This is a genomic window from Gammaproteobacteria bacterium (assembly GCA_030680605.1).
Lineage (GTDB): Bacteria > Pseudomonadota > Gammaproteobacteria > SURF-13 > SURF-13 > JAQBXX01.
In genome coordinates, this window is the sequence record JAUXUQ010000010.1 from 140,525 (window position 1) to 159,664 (window position 19,140).

The 19,140-nt window shown below is 58.2% G+C and carries 18 protein-coding genes; 15 read left to right on the forward strand and 3 right to left on the reverse strand.

Annotated features, from left to right (window positions below):
- Positions 1-52: 52 nt before the first annotated feature.
- The 15 genes from Q8L89_05395 to fliJ all read left to right on the forward strand — a co-directional run bounded on the left by Q8L89_05395 (position 53) and on the right by fliJ (position 16,429).
- On the forward strand, positions 53-2,227 hold the full coding sequence (locus Q8L89_05395; GenBank protein ID MDP1708482.1) for a flagellin: 2,175 nt from the start codon (positions 53-55) through the stop codon (positions 2,225-2,227).
- An 88-nt stretch (positions 2,228-2,315) separates the two neighbouring features.
- Positions 2,316-2,705 (forward strand): flagellar protein FlaG, encoded by a 390-nt coding sequence (locus Q8L89_05400; protein ID MDP1708483.1) that lies wholly within the window; start codon positions 2,316-2,318, stop codon positions 2,703-2,705.
- 175 nt (positions 2,706-2,880) lie between these two features.
- Positions 2,881-4,914, forward strand: coding sequence for a flagellar filament capping protein FliD (gene fliD, locus Q8L89_05405; GenBank protein MDP1708484.1), 2,034 nt, complete (start codon positions 2,881-2,883; stop codon positions 4,912-4,914).
- 19 nt (positions 4,915-4,933) lie between these two features.
- Entirely contained in the window at positions 4,934-5,353 is a 420-nt protein-coding gene (gene fliS, locus Q8L89_05410) for a flagellar export chaperone FliS (GenBank protein ID MDP1708485.1), read from the forward strand.
- A 14-nt stretch (positions 5,354-5,367) separates the two neighbouring features.
- Positions 5,368-5,715 (forward strand): flagellar protein FliT, encoded by a 348-nt coding sequence (locus tag Q8L89_05415; protein MDP1708486.1) that lies wholly within the window; start codon positions 5,368-5,370, stop codon positions 5,713-5,715.
- A 60-nt stretch (positions 5,716-5,775) separates the two neighbouring features.
- Positions 5,776-6,348, forward strand: a complete 573-nt coding sequence (locus Q8L89_05420; protein MDP1708487.1) for a PilZ domain-containing protein — start codon at positions 5,776-5,778, stop codon at positions 6,346-6,348.
- Between the two features lie 247 nt (positions 6,349-6,595).
- Positions 6,596-8,047, forward strand: a complete 1,452-nt coding sequence (locus tag Q8L89_05425; GenBank protein MDP1708488.1) for a sigma-54 dependent transcriptional regulator — start codon at positions 6,596-6,598, stop codon at positions 8,045-8,047.
- 96 nt (positions 8,048-8,143) lie between these two features.
- Complete coding sequence (locus Q8L89_05430) at positions 8,144-9,427, forward strand: ATP-binding protein (protein MDP1708489.1); 1,284 nt, start codon at positions 8,144-8,146, stop codon at positions 9,425-9,427.
- Complete coding sequence (locus tag Q8L89_05435; protein ID MDP1708490.1) at positions 9,424-10,842, forward strand: sigma-54 dependent transcriptional regulator; 1,419 nt, start codon at positions 9,424-9,426, stop codon at positions 10,840-10,842. Before Q8L89_05430 ends, Q8L89_05435 begins: the two co-directional genes overlap by 4 nt.
- Positions 10,843-10,905: 63 nt before the next feature.
- On the forward strand, positions 10,906-11,223 hold the full coding sequence (gene fliE, locus Q8L89_05440; GenBank protein MDP1708491.1) for a flagellar hook-basal body complex protein FliE: 318 nt from the start codon (positions 10,906-10,908) through the stop codon (positions 11,221-11,223).
- A 109-nt stretch (positions 11,224-11,332) separates the two neighbouring features.
- A complete protein-coding gene (fliF, locus tag Q8L89_05445) occupies positions 11,333-12,931 on the forward strand; it encodes a flagellar basal-body MS-ring/collar protein FliF (GenBank protein MDP1708492.1) in 1,599 nt (532 codons plus the stop codon).
- Positions 12,924-13,937 (forward strand): flagellar motor switch protein FliG, encoded by a 1,014-nt coding sequence (gene fliG, locus Q8L89_05450; protein MDP1708493.1) that lies wholly within the window; start codon positions 12,924-12,926, stop codon positions 13,935-13,937. The genes fliF and fliG overlap by 8 nt, the downstream gene beginning before the upstream one ends.
- A complete protein-coding gene (locus Q8L89_05455; protein ID MDP1708494.1) occupies positions 13,930-14,562 on the forward strand; it encodes a flagellar assembly protein FliH in 633 nt (210 codons plus the stop codon). The genes fliG and Q8L89_05455 overlap by 8 nt, the downstream gene beginning before the upstream one ends.
- A gap of 37 nt (positions 14,563-14,599) precedes the next feature.
- Entirely contained in the window at positions 14,600-15,958 is a 1,359-nt protein-coding gene (gene fliI, locus Q8L89_05460) for a flagellar protein export ATPase FliI (protein ID MDP1708495.1), read from the forward strand.
- Positions 15,959-15,988: 30 nt separating this feature from the next.
- Complete coding sequence (fliJ, locus tag Q8L89_05465) at positions 15,989-16,429, forward strand: flagellar export protein FliJ (GenBank protein MDP1708496.1); 441 nt, start codon at positions 15,989-15,991, stop codon at positions 16,427-16,429.
- A gap of 545 nt (positions 16,430-16,974) precedes the next feature.
- Here fliJ and Q8L89_05470 read toward each other — a convergent pair.
- From Q8L89_05470 to Q8L89_05480, 3 genes are read right to left on the reverse strand one after another with little or no spacing between them, the layout of a single operon-like run.
- Complete coding sequence (locus Q8L89_05470; protein ID MDP1708497.1) at positions 16,975-17,544, reverse strand: YggT family protein; 570 nt, start codon at positions 17,542-17,544, stop codon at positions 16,975-16,977.
- Positions 17,541-18,368, reverse strand: coding sequence for a pyrroline-5-carboxylate reductase (gene proC / locus Q8L89_05475; protein MDP1708498.1), 828 nt, complete (start codon positions 18,366-18,368; stop codon positions 17,541-17,543). Before proC ends, Q8L89_05470 begins: the two co-directional genes overlap by 4 nt.
- A gap of 41 nt (positions 18,369-18,409) precedes the next feature.
- Complete coding sequence (locus Q8L89_05480) at positions 18,410-19,111, reverse strand: YggS family pyridoxal phosphate-dependent enzyme (GenBank protein ID MDP1708499.1); 702 nt, start codon at positions 19,109-19,111, stop codon at positions 18,410-18,412.
- Positions 19,112-19,140: the final 29 nt, after the last annotated feature.

Consider the following 19,140-nt stretch of genomic DNA (forward strand, 5'->3'; position numbering starts at 1 on the left):
TTAACTTGCAAGCTCAGCCAAAACCGGCTCGGGCGGATTAGGAGAAACAGAAATGCCTCAAATTATCAATACCAATATACCTTCGTTAAATGCCCAGCGTAACCTGAATACATCGCAGTCGCAGTTGGCGGTCTCGCTGCAGCGCTTGTCTTCAGGTCTGCGCATCAACAGCGCCAAGGATGATGCTGCCGGCCTTGCTATCGCCGAGCGGTTTACCACCCAGATCCGCGGCTTGAACCAGGCCGCACGTAACTCCAATGATGGTATTTCGCTGTCGCAAACCGCAGAAGGCGCGCTCGCCGAGCAAACCAACAACCTGCAGCGTATTCGTGAGCTGGCGGTACAGTCTGCCAACGCCACCAACAGCTCGAGCGACCGCGCCGCGCTGCAGAACGAAGTGTCGCAGTTGCTGGCCGAAATCGATCGCGTGGCACAGCAGACCAAGTTCAATGGTGTGGCGCTGCTTGATGGCACCTTTTCCAACCAGCAGTTCCAGGTAGGTGCCGACTCCGGCCAAACCATCAGCATCGCTTCCATCGCCAGTGTCCGTACCAGCGTGTTGGGCGGTACCTCTTCCAGCAGCTACTCGACCACGACACTCGCTGGTGGCGGTGCGCCGACTGCGGCACTGGGTGCAGGTGACCTGATCATCAACGGCCGCGACATCGGCACCGTGGCCCAGGATGCACGCCTGATTGCCAATGCCATCAATGCCCAGACCGGTCTGACCAGCGTCACCGCGACGGCTTCGGCCTCCAGCTCCGGCTCGCTCGGCGCCTTCTCGGGCCTCACCGGCACGGCTGGCGGCAGTGCGGCCTATACCCTGTCGGTTGGCGGCGTCAACATTGTGAACAACCAGGCGATCACCTCCTCAACCACTTCCGGTGCGCTCGGCAGTTACACCGCCATCGCCGGCGAGAACGTGACGATCGGTGCCACCTTCGCCGGCAATTACAGCCTGACGGTCGACGGGACCAATGTGGTCAATCAGGCGGTAACCTCCAGCACCACCACCGGTACCGACCTCAATGCCTTCACCACGGTTACCGGTACCACGGCAGGCAGCGCGACCTTTACCCTGACCGTGGGCAGCGTGACCCTGGTCAATGCCGTGGATCCGCAGGCGACCACAATCGATGATGCCTACCTCGACAACGCGATCACGGTGACTCATGCCGCCGCGCTTGCCGCTGCCGGCATCACCGTGAACGGATCCGTTGTGGGTGGCGACCTCGAGTTCACCACGGATGACGGCCGTAGCCTCACTGTCACCCAGGCCTTCGGCGGCGATGCGGCCGCAGGTTTCACCACCATCGGTGCCACCCCGACCACCTACACCCAGACCTACAGCCCGGCCGATGTGGCAGCTGCCATCGATACCGCCCTTGGGGGGGGTGTTGGCACGACACTCAGTGGATTGGGTATTTCCTTTACCGGTACGGCCGCACTCGGCACCTTGACCTTTACCAAGGCCGATGGCACCAGCTTGTCGGTCGTCGAGGCCCTGACGGGTGGCGCCACGGGTGGCTTTACCACCACGGTGGCGGGCAGCACCCAGACCAGCAACCCGACCTACAGCCCGAACGTCACCGGCGCCTACATTGACAGCGCCGTGACGACTAATGCCGCGGCCCTGACGACCGCCGGCATCAGCTACACGGGTACTGCGGCGGCCGGGACTCTCACCTTCAGCAAGGCCGATGGCAGTAACCTGGTGCTCACGGAAACGCTGGCCGGGAATGCGGCGGGCGGCTTCGCCGGGCTGACCGGGACCCAGACCAGCCGTGGCACACTCACGCTGAGCGGCAACGGAGTCGATGGTATTACCATCACCGGGGCCAACACTGCGTTTGCAGGCTCCAGCATCATCGCCGGCAACTCGCAGGCTACGACCACCACGGTCAACTTCACCGCGGCACTGGGGACAGTAGACATCTCCTCCGTCACGGGCGCCAACGCGGCACTGTCCATCGTAGATGCGGCCTTGTCGTCGGTGAACACCTCGCGTGCGGAACTGGGCGCCTATCAGAACCGCTTTGCATCGGTGATCGCGAGCCTGCAAACCACCTCGGAAAACCTGACATCGTCACGTAGCCGAATTCTGGATGCTGACTTTGCGGCCGAAACCGCAGCCCTTACCCGCGGTCAGATACTGCAGCAGGCCGGTGTGGCGATTCTGGCCCAGGCCAACTCACTGCCACAGCAAGTGCTGTCGCTGTTGCGTTAAGCCGGGAGGCAGCGTAGACAGGAACGTGTCCGGGGTTTTTTCTGGCCCCGGACGCACTTCTTAGGTGAAGTGAGAAGAGGTAAACGCCATGCCCACACCTATAGTTACACAGGTGACGGCAACCCGGTCTGCGGGATTTGGATCTGCGGGACATGGACAACCAGAGCAACAGGCAAGTTCGCGGCAACAATTGCCGGAACAAGCGGATGACCTGCCGGCTGATGCCAGTGTCGAACTGGCAGCCACACAGGCCGCCGAGACCGAGTTAATACAGGCTGTGAGTCGCTTGAACGACTATGTGCAGAACCTGCGCCGTGATTTGCGGTTCAGTATCGACGAGGGAACCGGGCACACCGTGATTACGGTCACGGACTCGGCAACACAGGAGGTAATACGCCAGATTCCTTCGGAGGAGGCATTGGCCATAGCTCACAGTCTGGAGACGAATCAGGGTGTGATACTCCGGGCCAAGGCCTGAATCATCCGGTTGGTATTGAATTTGCAACCCGCTGCTTCGTAAGTACAGAGCAAACCGTTAAGCTAGCCCTATCCGTCACATCTGCTTTAAAGTGTCAGGGCGGGCGGAGAAAGTCCGCCCGCCCTGATTTACCGGACAGGGCCACAGGCTGAGGTTGTGACGCGAGGAAACGCACATGCCAATTGTAGCATCAGGAATCGGTTCGGGACTGGATGTAAACAACATTGTCAGTCAGCTGCTGGGCCTGGAGCGTCAGCCGCTGGTTGATCTCGACAGAAAGGAGGCCGGCTATCAGGCAAAGCTCTCGGCCTACGGATCCATCAAGGGCGCGCTGTCATCCTTGCAAACGGCGATACGGAGCCTGAGTGATCTCTCCAAATTCCAGACCTTCAAGGCCACATCTGCAGACACCACGGTTTACACGGCTACCGGCTCTGCGACGGCGATCACGGGTAATTATGCCATTGAGGTGGTAAAGCTCGCCCAGATACACAAGATTGCCAGTGCCGGTCAGGCAAGCAGCACGGCAACAATAGGTACAGGCACTGCCACCACGCTCACCTTTGATTTCGGCACCATCAGCGGCGGCACGCTGGGGGGCGACGGACGCTATACAGGCGCGAGTTATACGCTGAACCCGGCCCAGGGTTCAAAAACGATCACCATCGACAGCACCAACAACACCCTGGAAGGTATACGCAATGCCATCAATGCGGCCGGCATCGGGGTCTCGGCCTCCATTGTCAATGACGGTACGGCCTCCGCGCCTGCTCGCCTGGTGCTGAGTTCCGGCAGCAGCGGTGTGGCCAACAGCCTGCGCATCGCTGTGAGCGGCGATGCCGCCCTCGCCAGCCTGCTGGCATACGATCCGGAGGGTGCCCAGAACCCGGTGCAGACCGTTGCGGCACAGGATGCAGAGCTGAACGTTGACGGCATTAGCGGCATTAAAAAATCATCAAACACCATTACCGATGTGATTCAGGGCGTCACGCTTAACCTGGTGAAGCCGAGCGCCACCGGGGTAGCCGCATCACTGGTGGTCACGCGCGATACGGCGGCGGTGAAGACATCGGTGGAGAATTTTGTTAAATCCTATAACAGCGTACAGCAGACGCTGACTGGTCTGACTGAATTCAATGCCAGTACCAAGAGGTCCAGCATACTGCAAGGCGATGCCGGTGCACGTTCTATCCAGCAGCAGTTACGTGCCTCACTGAACAGTGCGGTGCAGTTTGTTGACGGCGAGTACACGCTGCTTTCGCACATAGGTGTCAGTTTTCAGAAGGACGGCAGCCTGAGCATAGATGCCGTCAAGTTGCAGAGCGCCATCGAATCGAACTTCAATGACGTTGCCAGTCTGTTCGCAGCGCTGGGCAAGGCGAGCGACAGCCTGGTGTCCTATGTCAGCGGTAACAGTAAAACCAAGCCCGGCAGCTATGACGTAGCGCTGACCACGCTTGCGACGCGTGGCCTTTACAATGCAGCGGCTACTCCCGCTTTCCCGATTACTATTGATGCTGACAATAACAATTTCAGTGTCAAGATCGATGGAGTCAGTTCGGGCACCATCAGTCTGGCGCAGAACTCCTATGCTACGGCAGCCGCACTGGCCGCCGAAATACAGGCCAAGATCAATGGTGACAGTGCGCTGGCGGCAGCGGGCAGGACGGTGACGGTAACCCATGACGGCACGAATTTTGTGGTTACATCGAACCGCTATGGTTCTGTTTCCAAAGTGGAGTTCAGTACGGTGGACACTAATACCAGTGCCACGATCGGGTTCAGTGTCGGTGCCGGCGCTGCAGGCGTGGATGTGGCAGGGACTATCAATGGTGTCGCGGCGGGTGGTTCCGGGCAGTTTCTTACGGGTGTCGTGGGAGATGACTCTGAAGGGCTGCGTCTGCAAATCATCGGTGGCAGCACCGGCAGCCGTGGCACAGTGAATTATTCCCAGGGTTACGCTTATCAACTGGATAAATTGGCCGCTAACCTGTTGGGTGAGAATGGAGCAGTGAGCAGTCGCACCGATGGCATTAATAGCAGCATCAGGGATATTGCCAGCCAGAGAGAGGCGTTTAACCTCCGTCTGGTGGGCGTGGAGCGGCGATTGCGTGCGCAATTCACCAGTCTTGATTTGGCGATATCACGCTTGAAGAGTACGGGTGATTTTCTCACTCAGCAGCTTGCTCAACTGCAGAATCTTAAATAACACAGGAAAAGGGTGAACGATGGCTTTCTCGGGAATGCGCGGCGCATTAAGCAAGTACAACGATGTCAGGGTCGAGACGGGTATCACTGACGCCAGCCGGCACAGACTTATCGCTCTGCTGCTTGATGGTGCGCTGGAAAGAATCGCTATTGCGAAAGGTCATATGTCGCGTGGTGAAACAGTGGAGAAGGGAGCCTGCATCAGCCGTGTCATTACGATTCTGGATGGCTTGCGCGCGAGCCTGAACAAGGAGGCTGGCGGTGCACTGGCACAGAATCTTGACGAACTGTATAGCTACATGGATCGGTGCCTGTTGCGTGCCAACTGCGAAAACGATATACGTTTGCTGGACGAGGTGTCCGGGCTGCTGATGGAAATCAGAAACGCCTGGGTTGCGATAGCGCAGCAGGATTCCGCGCCGGTTGGCGGCACTTCCTGATACAGGGACAATTAATGGATACGAGTCCTGCCGGGTTTATTTCTTGCGAAGACGATGGCTGCAAGCAATTGCATACGGTTGTGCTGCTGACACAGGCCATGTACAGTGCTGCGCAGGCGCGTGAATGGGGTGTGTTTACGGAGCTGGAGCAGCAGCGGGCGGAACCGCTTGCCATGCTTGCCACCTTGCGGCCTCCATCCAGCGCAAGAAGTATAGAGGCTGCCAGACATGTTCAGGAGTTGCTGTTGATAAACCACAATATACTCAATATTGCGGAACAGGAGCGGAGTACTATAGAGGTCGAACTGAGGCACTTCCGCGAGGCACAGCAGGCACAGCAGGCGTACACCCGAAATCAATAGCAGGCGACACCCGGTGTCGGCACTATAAAAGTCAATATCTGCGTAGGGACGGGCTGTATTATGAATAATCCGGATACACACCCCCTTGCGGGGGGCTTGGTGTATGAAGATCACCTTGCGTTGCAGTGGAGTGCAGTAGAGGCAAGGCCGGACGAATCCGAGGCCATTGCGCTGGCGGAGTCCAATCTTGATATATTGCGCACGCTGTTGATGCTGGGCGACTCTCGCGGTGAGCTTGCCGAGGATTCCGCCAATGTGGCGCACGAGCTGGCGCGTATGGATTTCAAGCTCAATCTTGTGCTTGATCTTGTCGGCGAAGTGCTGTCCTACTACCATGATCAGCCTGCCAGGGTGCTGGTGCGCCTGGGCATGCAGGGTGTCGAGTGGGAGGCGGCAGAAGCGCCTGCTCCAGGCGGGCTTGTCGGCATCGAACTTTACCTCAGCGCGCGCTACCCGCGTGCGCTCCGGTTGCTGGGCCGGGTGCGCAGTGTGACTCCCTTGGCGCAAGGGATGCGCACTGTCGTCATGTTCGAGGATACAAGTGAGTCCGTGCAGGACTTGCTGGAGAAAATCATTTTTCGTCACCACCGCCGCCGTATTGCGCACGCACGGCGTAGCGCCACCCCTTCCTGAATCAGCTCCCCGCCTGACTCGCGTGCGGCTTGATCCGCGCACTGCCTTGTATAATTGCTGACCACAGGGTATCTTGCTTTCATGTGTCTGTATTAAATACACTTACCACAGAACTAGAATCTCTGTAGCAATTTCAGAAACTGATTGTCGGCGACTGGCAGATTGCCGACGGGGTAACCGATATGCTTCCGGGTGGCGGCCTGAGTATGGGGCGAGGCCCGGGATATTACTTTAAGGAAAGAATTGTATGCCCGCAGTAACGACAATTCTGGTGATTGAATCGGACGCGACAAGGCGCAAAGAGCTCACGACTATTCTTGAGTTCATAGACCATGCGGTGGTTATTGCTGCTGAGAGCAAAGGCTGGCGTGACGCTGTCGGGCTGGCTGGCAGCGTACACATCGTATTGCTTGGGAATTGCGGTTCGATAAGGTCGCGCATCGAAGTGCTGGGTGAAGTCAAGGAGTGGTCGCCACAGGCCCCGGTGCTGTTGCTGGTCGATAGCGCCGATAAGTACAACATTTCTCAAGAACTTGTTTCCGGTACCCTTGGACGCGTAGATGTACCGCTGAAGTACGCACAGCTTAGCTATGCCTTGCAACAGGCCCAGGTTTACCGTGACAGTCATGAACCGAGCAATACGAAGCGGCCGCTGGAGGTATTCCGCAGTCTGGTTGGCAACAGTCGCAGCATTCGCGCGGTACGCAAGCTCATCGAGCAGGTCGCCGAGACGGATGCCACTGTGCTCATACTGGGAGAATCAGGTACGGGCAAGGAGGTGGTGGCGCGTAATATCCACTATTACTCTTCGCGTCGCGACAAACCCTTTGTGCCGGTGAATTGCGGCGCAATCCCTCCCGATCTTCTGGAGAGCGAGCTGTTTGGGCATGAGAAGGGCGCCTTCACCGGTGCCATCTCGGCGCGCCAGGGGCGGTTTGAACTCGCCGAGTCCGGTACCTTGTTTCTGGACGAGATTGGCGATATGGGCCTGTCGATGCAGGTGAAATTGTTGCGCGTATTGCAGGAGCGCACGTTCGAGCGAGTGGGCTCCAACAAGCAAATCCACGTGAATCTGCGTATCATCGCCGCCACGCACATCAAGCTTGAAGAGGCTATCCACAGCGGAAGGTTTCGGGAAGACCTGTTTTACCGTCTGAATGTGTTTCCCATTGATATGCCCCCGCTGCGCGAGCGGATTGAGGATATACCGCTGCTGGTCAATGAGCTGATTTTGCGTATTGAGCACGAAAAACGTGGTTCGGTACGGCTGACGCCTGCAGCCGTTCTGGTTCTGTGCCAGTACCCATGGACAGGCAATGTGCGTGAACTTGCCAACCTGATCGAACGCCTTGCCATCCTCTACCCCTATGGGGTAGTGGATGTGGTGGACCTGCCCGAAAAGTTCCGTGCAGGGGCGGGCGACGACGCCACGTCTGCCGAATCCGCAGTGGATGAAGAGGTGGTGATGCCCTCGCTACTGCAGGCTACGCACGATGCTCAGCCACGGTTGCCACGCAAGGGCATTGACCTCAAGGAGCATATGCAACAGCTGGAGGCTACGCTGATTCAGCAGGCGCTGGAGGAGTCGAACGGTGTGGTGGCGCACGCTGCCACCTTGCTCAAGATGCGGCGCACCACGCTGGTGGAAAAGATGCGCAAGCTCGGGTTGAGCCGTGCCGACGCAACGTCGGATTTTTGACAAGCCAGCCCGGCGCAATAGGGGGCGCTGTTTGTAACCTTCTGTTTTATAGAGAGTGAGTAACTGCGGCACAGGTTTTGCTAGATGACCTGTGCCATGCAGAGCGAACACCGACAAGACCCGCACGATAGCTCGACCAACCGCGACCTGGAGCGGGCGTTCGGCATCTTCAACCAGTTATCGACACAACTCACCACCGCCTATCAGGCCCTCGAGGAGCGTACGGCACGGCTCAATGCCGAGCTTGCCGCAGCGCGCAGTGAGCGATTACAACAGCTTGCAGAGAAGGAACGTCTGGCAAGCAGGCTGGAGACCCTGCTCAATGCATTGCCCGCCGCTGTCGTGGTGCTTGATGGATCAGGGTGTATCGCCGAGTATAATCCTGTCGCGTGTGATTTTCTGGGTGAGCCGCTGATGGGGCGGCGCTGGGCCGAGGTGTTTGACCGCGCATTTGTTCCGCGCCTGGTCGAACAGCAGGAGCTCAGTCTGCGTGATGGGCGGCGCGTTCATATGTCGCAAAGCACGCTCGGCGCTGAGCCGGGACGCATTCTTCTGTTCAAGGATGTGACTGAGGCGCGTGTGTTGCAGGAGCGTCTGGGCCACCACCAGCGTCTTTCGGCCATGGGTGAAATGACCGCCAGTCTTGCCCACCAGATACGTACACCGCTTGCGGTAGCACTGCTCTATAGCGAACAACTCCTCAATCCGGGTCATGCTCCGCAGGAAGTAAGGCGTTACGCTGAAAAAATCCGCTCTCGCCTGCACCATCTGGAGGCGCTGGTTAACGATATGTTGTTGTTTGCACGTGACGGCAGTGGCGGAGAGGTGGAGCCATTGCCGGTTGGATCGTTGCTGCATGAGTTTTCGCAGGCAATGGAAACCTACATATCAGCCGGTCAGTGTTCGCTGACCATCGTGGACGAAACGCACAATACACTGTTGCACGGTTATCAGCAGGCCTTGCTGAGTGTGCTGCAGAATCTTGCCACCAATGCCATGCAGGCGTGTAACGGTAAAGCCCAGCTTGCTCTTGGTGCGCGGTCTGTCGTCGATGGGCAAGGCTACCCGCAGGTATTGATTGCGCTCAGTGACAACGGGCCAGGCGTGCCTGTGGAGATACGCGAGCGCATCTTCGAGCCGTTTTTTACCACGCGCTGCGACGGCACCGGGCTCGGACTTGCCGTAGTGCAATCTATCGTACATGCCCACCACGGCAGTGTGCGGCTTGAGTCGGTGCCCGGAAAAGGCAGTACTTTTATTCTGAGCCTGCCGGTCTTTTCCCCCGGGGAAGCAATGGCAAGCGGTGTCCGCACGACGACATTGAACAGCGCCACATCCCATCCCGATTTATCCAACACTGCAACAAGGAGCACCCCATGAGTTCGTCCACAGTTCTGGTTGTTGAAGATGATGCCTCGCTACGTGAAGCCTTGTGCGACACACTGCAGCAGGCGGGCTATGGTGTGGCTACTGCCGCAGACGGGCGTGCCGCGTTGGAGCTGTTGGGCGATAGTCAGCGTGGCCCGGCAATCGGCATGGTGGTGAGTGACGTGCAGATGAACCGTATGGACGGTCATACCCTGCTCAAGCAACTGAGACAGCAGCGGCCTGATTTACCGGTGTTGCTGATGACGGCCTATGGAACCATCAAGCATGCAGTGGAAGCCATGCGTGATGGCGCGGTGGATTATCTTGTGAAACCATTCGAGGCCGAAGCCCTGATCCAGCGCGTTACACGCTTTGTGGTGCGGGACACGACTGCTGGTCCGGAGTGGACGACAAGGGATGCGCGCACGCGCGAGATTACGGAGCTGGCCCGGAGAGTGGCGGGCAGTGATGCAACCGTGATGATCGGTGGAGAATCCGGCACAGGCAAGGAGGTGCTGGCACGCTTTATTCATCAGCACTCGAGGCGCAGCAAGCAGCCGTTTATCGCCATCAATTGTGCGGCAATACCCGACAATATGCTGGAGGCAACGCTGTTCGGGTATGAGAAAGGTGCGTTCACAGGTGCCTACCAGGCCTGCCCCGGCAAGTTTGAGCAGGCCGATGGCGGTACCTTGTTGCTGGATGAAATATCCGAAATGAATCTTGGCCTGCAGGCAAAGCTGCTACGTGTGCTGCAAGAGCGCGAGGTAGAGCGGTTGGGTGGGCGCAAGACGATACCACTCAATGTGCGTGTTCTCACAACCTCGAACCGGATCATGCGGGAGGAGGTTTCCGCAGGACGTTTCCGCGAAGACCTGTTTTACCGGTTGAATGTATTCCCGCTTTACCTGCCGCCCCTGCGCGAACGCATCCAGGATATTCTGCCGCTTGCCACCCATCTTCTTGCGCGCCACGCGCGCGCCGCAGGCCAGACCAGGCCGGAATTTACACCAGCGGCGGAGCAGAAGCTGCTGGCCCACCAGTGGCCGGGGAATGTGCGGGAACTCGACAATCTGATTCAGCGTGTCCTGATCCTGCATTGCGGCGACAAGATTGGGGTCGAGGCCTTGTCATTCGATATCGACCAGGGCGGGCCTTCAGGCACTGAGACAGCCGTTACCGTGCAGGGTGATGTGCTGGGGCACGACCTCAAGGCGCGTGAGCAGGATCTCATTGTCGAGGCGTTGCGTGCTGGCCGGGGCAGCAGGAAATACGCGGCAGAACGTCTGGGTATCAGCGAACGCACACTGCGCTACAAGCTGGCGCGTCTGCGTGAGGCCGGTGTTTTTCTGCCAGGCTCGGTGCTGGATTCCGCGCAAACGAAACCATTCAAGACCCAGGCCCGGTTTGGTGTGGAAAATGCATAACAGGAGCACAGTAACACGACCTCAAGCGGGTATAACCGCAGGGCTTGGGATCAGGAGGCGCACATGAATGATATTGACACTACACAGCTGCTTACACAGCTGCGCACGATGGCGGCACAGTCCCAGGGACTGTCGCCACCGACCACAGGGGCAGCCAGCACAGATTTCTCCGGCCTGCTGAAGAATGCCGTAAACCAGGTCAACGAAACGCAGCAGACGGCCAGCAAGCTGGCATCTGCCTTCGAGACCGGCAACAGCAAGGCTGACCTGTCGGAAGTGATGGTGGCGCTGCAGAAGGCCAGTATTTCTTTTCAGGCCATGACGCAGGTGCGTAACAAGCTGGTATCGGCATACCAGGACATCATGAACATGCAGGTATAAGCAGTGGTGAGCAATAACAGCTTGCTGTCATGTGCTCGCTACTTGCTATTATCCACTCGCAACTGTATTTAATATGAAAATGGATTATTCAGCCCCGATGCAAGGTTTCATGCGCTTGCCAATGGTGCGTCAGTTGATGCTCATGCTGGGCCTCGCGGCCAGCATATCGCTGGGTGTCATGCTGGTGCAGTGGTCGCAGGAGCCAGGCTATCGTCCGCTTTACAGCAGCCTCGCGGACAAGGATATGGGCCATGTGGTAGACGCCCTGCAAAAGCTCAATGTGCCGTACAAGATGGAGGGTGGCAGTGGTGCCATACTGATCCCGGCCGAGCGTGTGTATGATACGCGCCTGAAACTGGCTGCTCAGGGCTTGCCAAAAGGCACAGCCGGCGGCTTCGAAATCATGGATGAACAGCGGAGTCTGGGTACAAGCCAGTTTATGGAGGCGGCGCGTTATCAGCATGCCCTGGAAGGCGAGTTGGCGCGTACTATCGGTGCGCTCAGCAATGTGCAAAGTGCCCGTGTTCACCTGGCAATTCCGAAGCAGTCGGTGTTTCTGCGCAGCAAGCAGGATCCCACTGCGTCAGTGATGGTAAACCTGTATGCCGGGAGAAACCTGGAAGAGGGCCAGGTGGCAGCCATTGTGCACCTGGTGGCATCCAGCATCCCCAACCTGGCAACGGGCAATGTGACGGTGATTGACCACAAGGGACAGCTGCTCACGGTGCAAGACGGTTCACGCGACATGCGTCAGAGTTCCAGCCAGCTGGCATACGCGCAGCGACTGGAGGAATCCTATATCCGTCGTATCGAGGAAATCATTACCCCTATTACGGGGGTCGGCAAGATGCGGGCGCAGGTGGTGGCTGACCTTGATTTTACACAGACGGAGCAGACCGCAGAAATTTTTGATGCCGAGAAACCAAAACTACGCAGCGAGCAGTCTAATCAGCAACAGACCGTAAACAGCGCGGGCGCCACCGGCGTACCGGGTGCATTGTCAAATCAGCCGCCGGTAGCTGCCACTGTCCAGGAGCCGACGGACGTTGATACCGTTAATCCGCCGGCTGACGCTACATCTGCGCCGCCAGTGCCCATGAACAGCAGCAACAACACCGTGCGCAATTACGAACTCGACAAGACGATCAGTCATACCCGCAACCCTGCCGGCACCATACGCCGTCTTTCGGTGGCGGTGGTGGTGGATGACCGTCAGGTTCTGGATGAAGACGAGGAACTGGTGCGGACGCCTCTGCAGCCTGAAGAGCTTGAGCGCATCACCACCCTGGTGAAGGAGGCGGTGGGTTTCAGCGAAAAGCGCGGTGACACGGTAAATGTCATCAATGCCTCGTTTACTGCCCCTGAGGTGATAGAGCCGCTGCCGGAACCCTCGTTCTTCAGCAAGCCATGGGTGGCAACGGCGGGCAAGAACATCATGGCCGGTGCGTTTATACTCCTCATTGTCTTTGGCGTGCTGCGTCCGGTGCTGAGCGGACTGGCCACTCGGGCGCTGCCAGGACCGGCCCTGGACCAGGAGATGCTGATGGATGACCGGGTGAGTATCGGTGCAGGAGGGCGTCAAGGTAACCGACTGCCAGCTCCTGCCAATGATTACGAGACCAATCTGAACGCAACCAAGGCGCTTGCCGCGCAGGATCCGAAGCGCGTGGCGCAGGTTGTCAAGAACTGGGTGGCAAGCGATGGCTGAGGTCAGTACGCAACTTCCAGGTTCCGAGCGTGCGGCAATACTGTTGCTTACGCTGGGTGAGCAATATGCTTCGGAAGTACTCAAGCACATGGGGCCGAAGGAGGTGCAGAAGGTGGGCACCTCCATGGCTGCACTCGCCAATATTTCCAAGGATCAGGTGGGTGTGGTGCTGGCAGATTTCTGTAGCACCGCAGACAATCAGACTGCTCTGGGTGTCGGCTCGGATGACTATATCCGCAATGTGCTGGTTAAGGCGCTGGGCGAAGACAAGGCCGGCGGTGTTATCGACCGCATACTGCTTGGCAGCAACAGCAAAGGCCTGGAGGCCCTCAAGTGGATGGAGCCGCGTTCGGTGGCGGAAATCATTCGTCTTGAGCATCCCCAGATCATTGCCATCGTGCTGTCCTACCTCGACAGCGATCAGTCTGCCGAGGTGCTGGCGTTGTTCCCTGAGCGGGTGCGTGTCGATGTTCTGATGCGCGTGGCTACGCTGGATGGGATTCAACCCTCGGCGCTGCACGAGCTCGATGAAATCATGGAGCGGCAGTTTTCCGGAGACAGCACGAGTAACGTCAAGTCATCCTCGGTGGGAGGTATCAAAACTGCTGCCAACATACTGAATAATATGGATAGCTCAGTCGAGTCCGGGCTTCTGGAGAAGGTGAAGGAGAACGACGCCGAGCTTGGGCAGAAGATACAGGATCACATGTTTGTGTTCGAAAACCTGCTGGAAGTGGACGACCGCGGGATCCAGGCGCTGTTGCGCGAGGTGTCGTCGGAAAATCTGCTGCTGGCGTTGAAGGGCGCAGACCAGGCGATGAAGGACAAGATTTTCAAAAATATGTCGAAGCGCGCATCGGAAATGATGCGCGACGACCTCGAGGCCAAGGGGCCAGTGAAACTGTCAGAGGTAGAGGCGGCGCAGAAGGAAATCCTGACCGTTGCACGCCGCATGGCAGATGCCGGACAGTTGGCGCTGGGCGGCGGTGGCGAAGAGTATGTCTAGGGTCATACCAAGTGAGGAGCTTAGTGACTATAAAGAAGGCGAAGCCCCCTGGGTGCATGTTTCAGAAATCGCAGCTAATGGCTCGGGCAAGATCACCGCGAATCAGCTCGAACTGCTGCAGAAACAGGCCTATGACGAGGGCTTTGCGCTGGGGCACCGTGAAGGGCTGGCTGCGGGGAAGGCTGAGCTGCATGCGAATGCCCAGAGACTGAATCAGTTGATGGTAAAGTTAAATACCCCCTTCATCGATCTCGACCAGCAGGTGGAGCAAGAACTGCTGCTGCTGGTGATGACAATGGTAAAGCAGATGGTGCGGCGTGAGATAAAGGCCGATCCTGGCCAGGTGGTGGCGGTGGTGCGGGAGGCGATGGCCAGCTTGCCGGTAGTTGCACGGAACGCGCGTCTGAACGTGCATCCTGAGGATGCAGCACTGCTGCGGGATGTGCTGGCGATGGGCGAAGAGAGTGCATCATGGCGCATCGTCGAAGATCCGGTGCTGACGCGTGGCGGCTGCCGGGTAGTCACAGATACATCCTATATCGATGCGAGCGTGGAGACGAGACTGGCCACACTGATCGCCAATCTCATGGGGGGCGGACGCGAACATGACACAGCGTCACGCTAACGCTTCTCCCGGACTCGATCGTGCACCACTATGGAGTATGCGGCTTGCGCAGCTGCGTGAGCGAATCAAGGTCCCGCCTGCACTGGTGGTAGAGGGAAAGCTTACGCGCATGGTTGGACTGACGCTGGAGGCCGTAGGCTGCCGGGCTGCGATAGGCGCACGGTGCCTGATTATCGGTCCGGATGGAGGCAAGGTTGAAAGTGAGGTAGTGGGATTCTCCGGCGATAAACTGTTTCTGATGCCAACGGGAGATACGCGCGGGATCAGTGCCAATGCCCGTGTAATTCCGGAGGAAGGTGGCTATGAAGCCATGGTGGGAAAAACGCTGCTGGGGCGGGTGCTGGATGGTGCAGGATGCCCGCTTGACGGGCTTGGTGCGCTGCAGCTGGAAAAGCGCATGCCACTTACAGGCAGAACCATCAACCCGCTGGCGCGGCGCCCTATTCGCGAACCGCTCGATGTCGGTGTGCGCGCCATCAACGCACTTGCCAGTGTTGGCCGTGGCCAGCGCATGGGTTTGTTTGCCGGCAGTGGCGTGGGTAAAAGTGTGCTGCTCGGCATGATGACGCGCTTTACCAGCGCCGATGTGATCGTAGTGGGGCTGATTGGCGAGCGTGGACGTGAAGTAAAGGAGTTCATTGAAAATATCCTCGGTCCTGAGGGGATGTCCCGCGCGGTGGTGGTGGCGGTACCGGCGGACAATCCGCCCCTGCTGCGCATGCAGGGCGCGGCACTGGCTACCACCATCGCCGAGTACTTTCGCGACCAGGGCCAGCAGGTGCTGTTGCTGATGGATTCGCTAACGCGCTATGCCCAGGCGCAACGTGAAATTGGCCTCGCAATCGGGGAGCCGCCAGCGACCAAGGGTTACCCGCCATCGGTTTTTGCCAAGCTGGCACAACTGGTCGAGCGGGCTGGCAATGCGGATATCGCTGGAGGGTCCATCACGGCTTTTTACACTGTGCTTACGGAAGGTGACGATCAGAGCGACCCAATCGCTGATGCCGCGCGTGCCATCCTGGATGGCCACATCGTCCTGTCGCGCCGGCTGGCCGAGGGTGGACATTATCCCGCGATCGATACCGAAGCCTCCATCAGCCGTGCCATGGCGGATATCACGACGCCAGCGCACCAGCAGGAGGCGCGGCGTTTCAAGCAGCTGTATTCCACCTATCAACAAGGGCGCGATCTTATCAGTGTCGGTGCGTACACGCCGGGCAGTGATCGCCAGCTGGATGAGGCCATAGCGATCAACCCTCGGCTGATCGACTTCCTGCAGCAGGACATGCACCAGCAGGTGACACTCAACGACAGCTTGCACGACCTGGCACAATTGATCAAGACGGCTGACGTGGAACCGGTATTGAGCCAGCAGGATGTCAAGGATCTGGTTTAAACGTATCACTTACCTTCGAAGATCACAGAAATGACAAAATCACAGCGGCTTTCACCTATTGCCCAAATCGCTGAAGCAAGAGAGCTCAGCGCGTCGCACATACTGGCTCAGGCACAACGCATGTTGAGTGAGGGTGAGGAGCGATTGTCCGAGTTGCTCTCCTACCGCGATGAATATCAGCGGCGTTTGCATGAGGCGGGCGCGGCAGGCCTTGCCTCCGGGCATATGCAGGAGTACCTGTTATTCATTGCCAAGCTCGACCAGGCAGTCGGGAGTCAGCGTGAACGGCTGCAGGAGGCGGCGCTCAACTACGAGCAGCAAAAAGTACACTGGCTTGCATTGCATGGCAAGACGCTTGCCTTGGACAAGGCAGTGGAGCGGTGCCGGGGTGAAGAGTCGCGCATGGATGATCGGCGCGAGCAGCGTGAAGCGGACGAACGTGCACAATACGCCAAGCCGAAATCCAGCTGAACCAAGCCTCTCTACATTTGACCTAAGCGCTGTTTAATTCGATGCTTGGCAACAGGCTAAGCAGCGTCCAACCATATAAATCCACACTATTAGTATTTAATTTCTCCCGCGCCATATATGATGGCATCATATATGCAAGCTATAAATGTGCGAAATCTTATGCAAGGTTACGCTCCTAGTTTTTTGGAGCTATGGGTGTTTGACATCCATAGCTCTTTTTCTTGGGCGCCTGTCTTAATGGCAATGGCGTGCCTGTTGAGAAATATTCTTTAAAAGCCAGCAGCTTCAGTATCAGGAACGACAGCGGCAAGCAGTAAGAAGGGTGCTAGGTGCTCGCGGTAGATGGCGGCGCAGATACACATCGGCTGTTGTGCCGTGCCTTACGGTAGGTCGGATATTACTGCCTGCTTGAGGTTAGGGGTGGACGCGCAGCTGACTATATTGGAGGGCGAGTATGGCAGTGTACGAGTTGGCGCTCGAGGCAGTGCGTGCGCCAGCTGTATCGCCAGGGCCAGAGGTGGTCTAGCGGTAAGGTTTGCCCGTCCTTATCCCAGCGCCAAGGCGCGCAGGGGTGCGACAATCAGCATTGAGGCCAACTGTAATGCGATCAATACTACAATAGGAGACAGGTCCAACCCACCCATTGGAGGCACCATGCGACGTGCCGGTGCCAGCAGTGGTTCATTCAGGCTGTGTAACAGGGCGGTCAGCGGGTTGTGTTCGCCCGGGCGGATCCAGCTCAGGATGACCTGTATCAGAATCGAAAACAGAAATACATGAAACAGAAGTCCGAGTAGTTCGGCCACCGAAACCAGCAATAAACTCCCGATGTTCCAGCTGTGGCCGGCGAGCAGGCCAAGCAGCACAAGTTCCGTCATCTTCAATGCCAGCAACAGCAGTACCGAGGCGAGGTCGATATTGAGCAGCCCCGGTATGACGCGCCGCAGCGGTACGACGACAGGATTGGTGGCCTTGACCAGAAACTGTGAAAGCGGGTTGTAAAAGTCGGCGCGTACCAGCTGCAGTAACAGGCGCAACAGCACGATGAGGATGTATAGATGAAACAGGGTCTGTATCAGGAACACCCCGGCATTGCTGAAATATCCGCCACTCATGTACTCTCTCCCAACAGGTGAGCAAGCTCTACAGAGCGCGCGTGTGCTGCACGCAGCGCCGATTCAAACAGGGTCTCGATATGACCTTCTTGCAGCACGCGTAGGGCCTGCTCTGTGGTGCCTCCCGGCGATGTGACGCGTACGCGCAGTGCGCGGCAGTCCTCACTGCTCTCCAGGGCCATTTTGGCGGCGCCGAAGGCGGTTTCCAGTGTCAGCAGGTGCGCGGTGTCGCGCGGCAGGCCGAGCCGGATGGCGGCTTCTTCCAGCGCTTCCATCACCAGAAAAAAATAGGCAGGGCCGCTGCCGGACAGGGCGGTGACCGCATCCATTTGGGATTCATCCGTGAGCCACAGGGTAAGGCCTACTGCGCGCAGGATATTTTCGGCCTGGCTGCGCTGTGCCTCCGAGACCCGGGCGTTGGCATGCATCGCGGTGGCACCGCTACCGACCAGTGCGGGTGTGTTGGGCATGGCCCGCACCAGTGCGAGATTGCCGCCCAGCCAGTTGGACAGCGCCGATTCGCGGATTCCGGCAGCAATAGAGATGACCAATGGCCGGTGTTTCTGTGCCAGAGGTCCGAGCTCGCATGCCACTATTTTCAGTGCCTGCGGCTTGACGGCAAATACAAGTATCTCGGCATGCAGCACGGCATCGTGATTCGAAGTGGCTGTATGCACCGCGTAATCGCGTTGCAGTGCGTTGAGCTTGTCCTGATCGGGATCCGTAACCCAGATCTTTCCGGGCGTGCAGCCATCGGCGATCAGCCCCCCGATCAGGCTGCGCGCCATGTTGCCGCCGCCAATAAAGACAATGGTGTTTTTCATGGGTTCAAGTGTAGCGTATGGAATGTTACAGGCGCCAGAGTTTATGGCCGGCTGCCAAAAATTGCGCTACCCACACGCACCAGTGTAGACCCCTCAGCGATGGCGGCCTCGAAATCCCCCGACATGCCCATGGACAGCGTATCCAGTGTCAGTCCACGCTGGCGCAGAGTTTCAAATGCCGTGCGCAGGGCACGAAACGGCAGGCGTTGCTGCTCAAATTCGTGGCAGGGTGCCGGTAGCGTCATCAGGCCGCGCAGGTGCAGGTGCGGCAAACCGGCAACGGCCACGGCGAGCTCTGGCAGATGCTCAAGGTCAATGCCGGATTTCCCGGGTTCCCGGCTGATGTTGACCTGCAGACAGATATTGAGGGGTGGACAGTGGGCGGGGCGTTGCGCGCTAAGCCGTTGTGCGATGGACAGGCGGTCGACGCTGTGTACCCAGGAGAAATGTTCTGCAACGCCATGAGACTTGTTGCTTTGCAGAGGGCCGACAAAATGCCATTCGATGGGTAAGCGTTGTAACCGTTCGTCGCTGATTTTTGGCAGGGCCTCCTGCAGATAGTTTTCGCCAAACCGACGCAGCCCACACGTATTGCAGGCAGTCTCAATGGTGGTGACTGCTACGGTCTTGCTGACTGCGACCAAATCTACAGAGCCCGGTGCGCGGCCATAGCGCTGCTCAGCCCGGACGATCCGCTCCTGCACGGCGGCGATGCGGGCGGCAAGAGAGTATGTTGCAAGCATGGGGCGTCCGTTGTACCTTAGTTACTTCC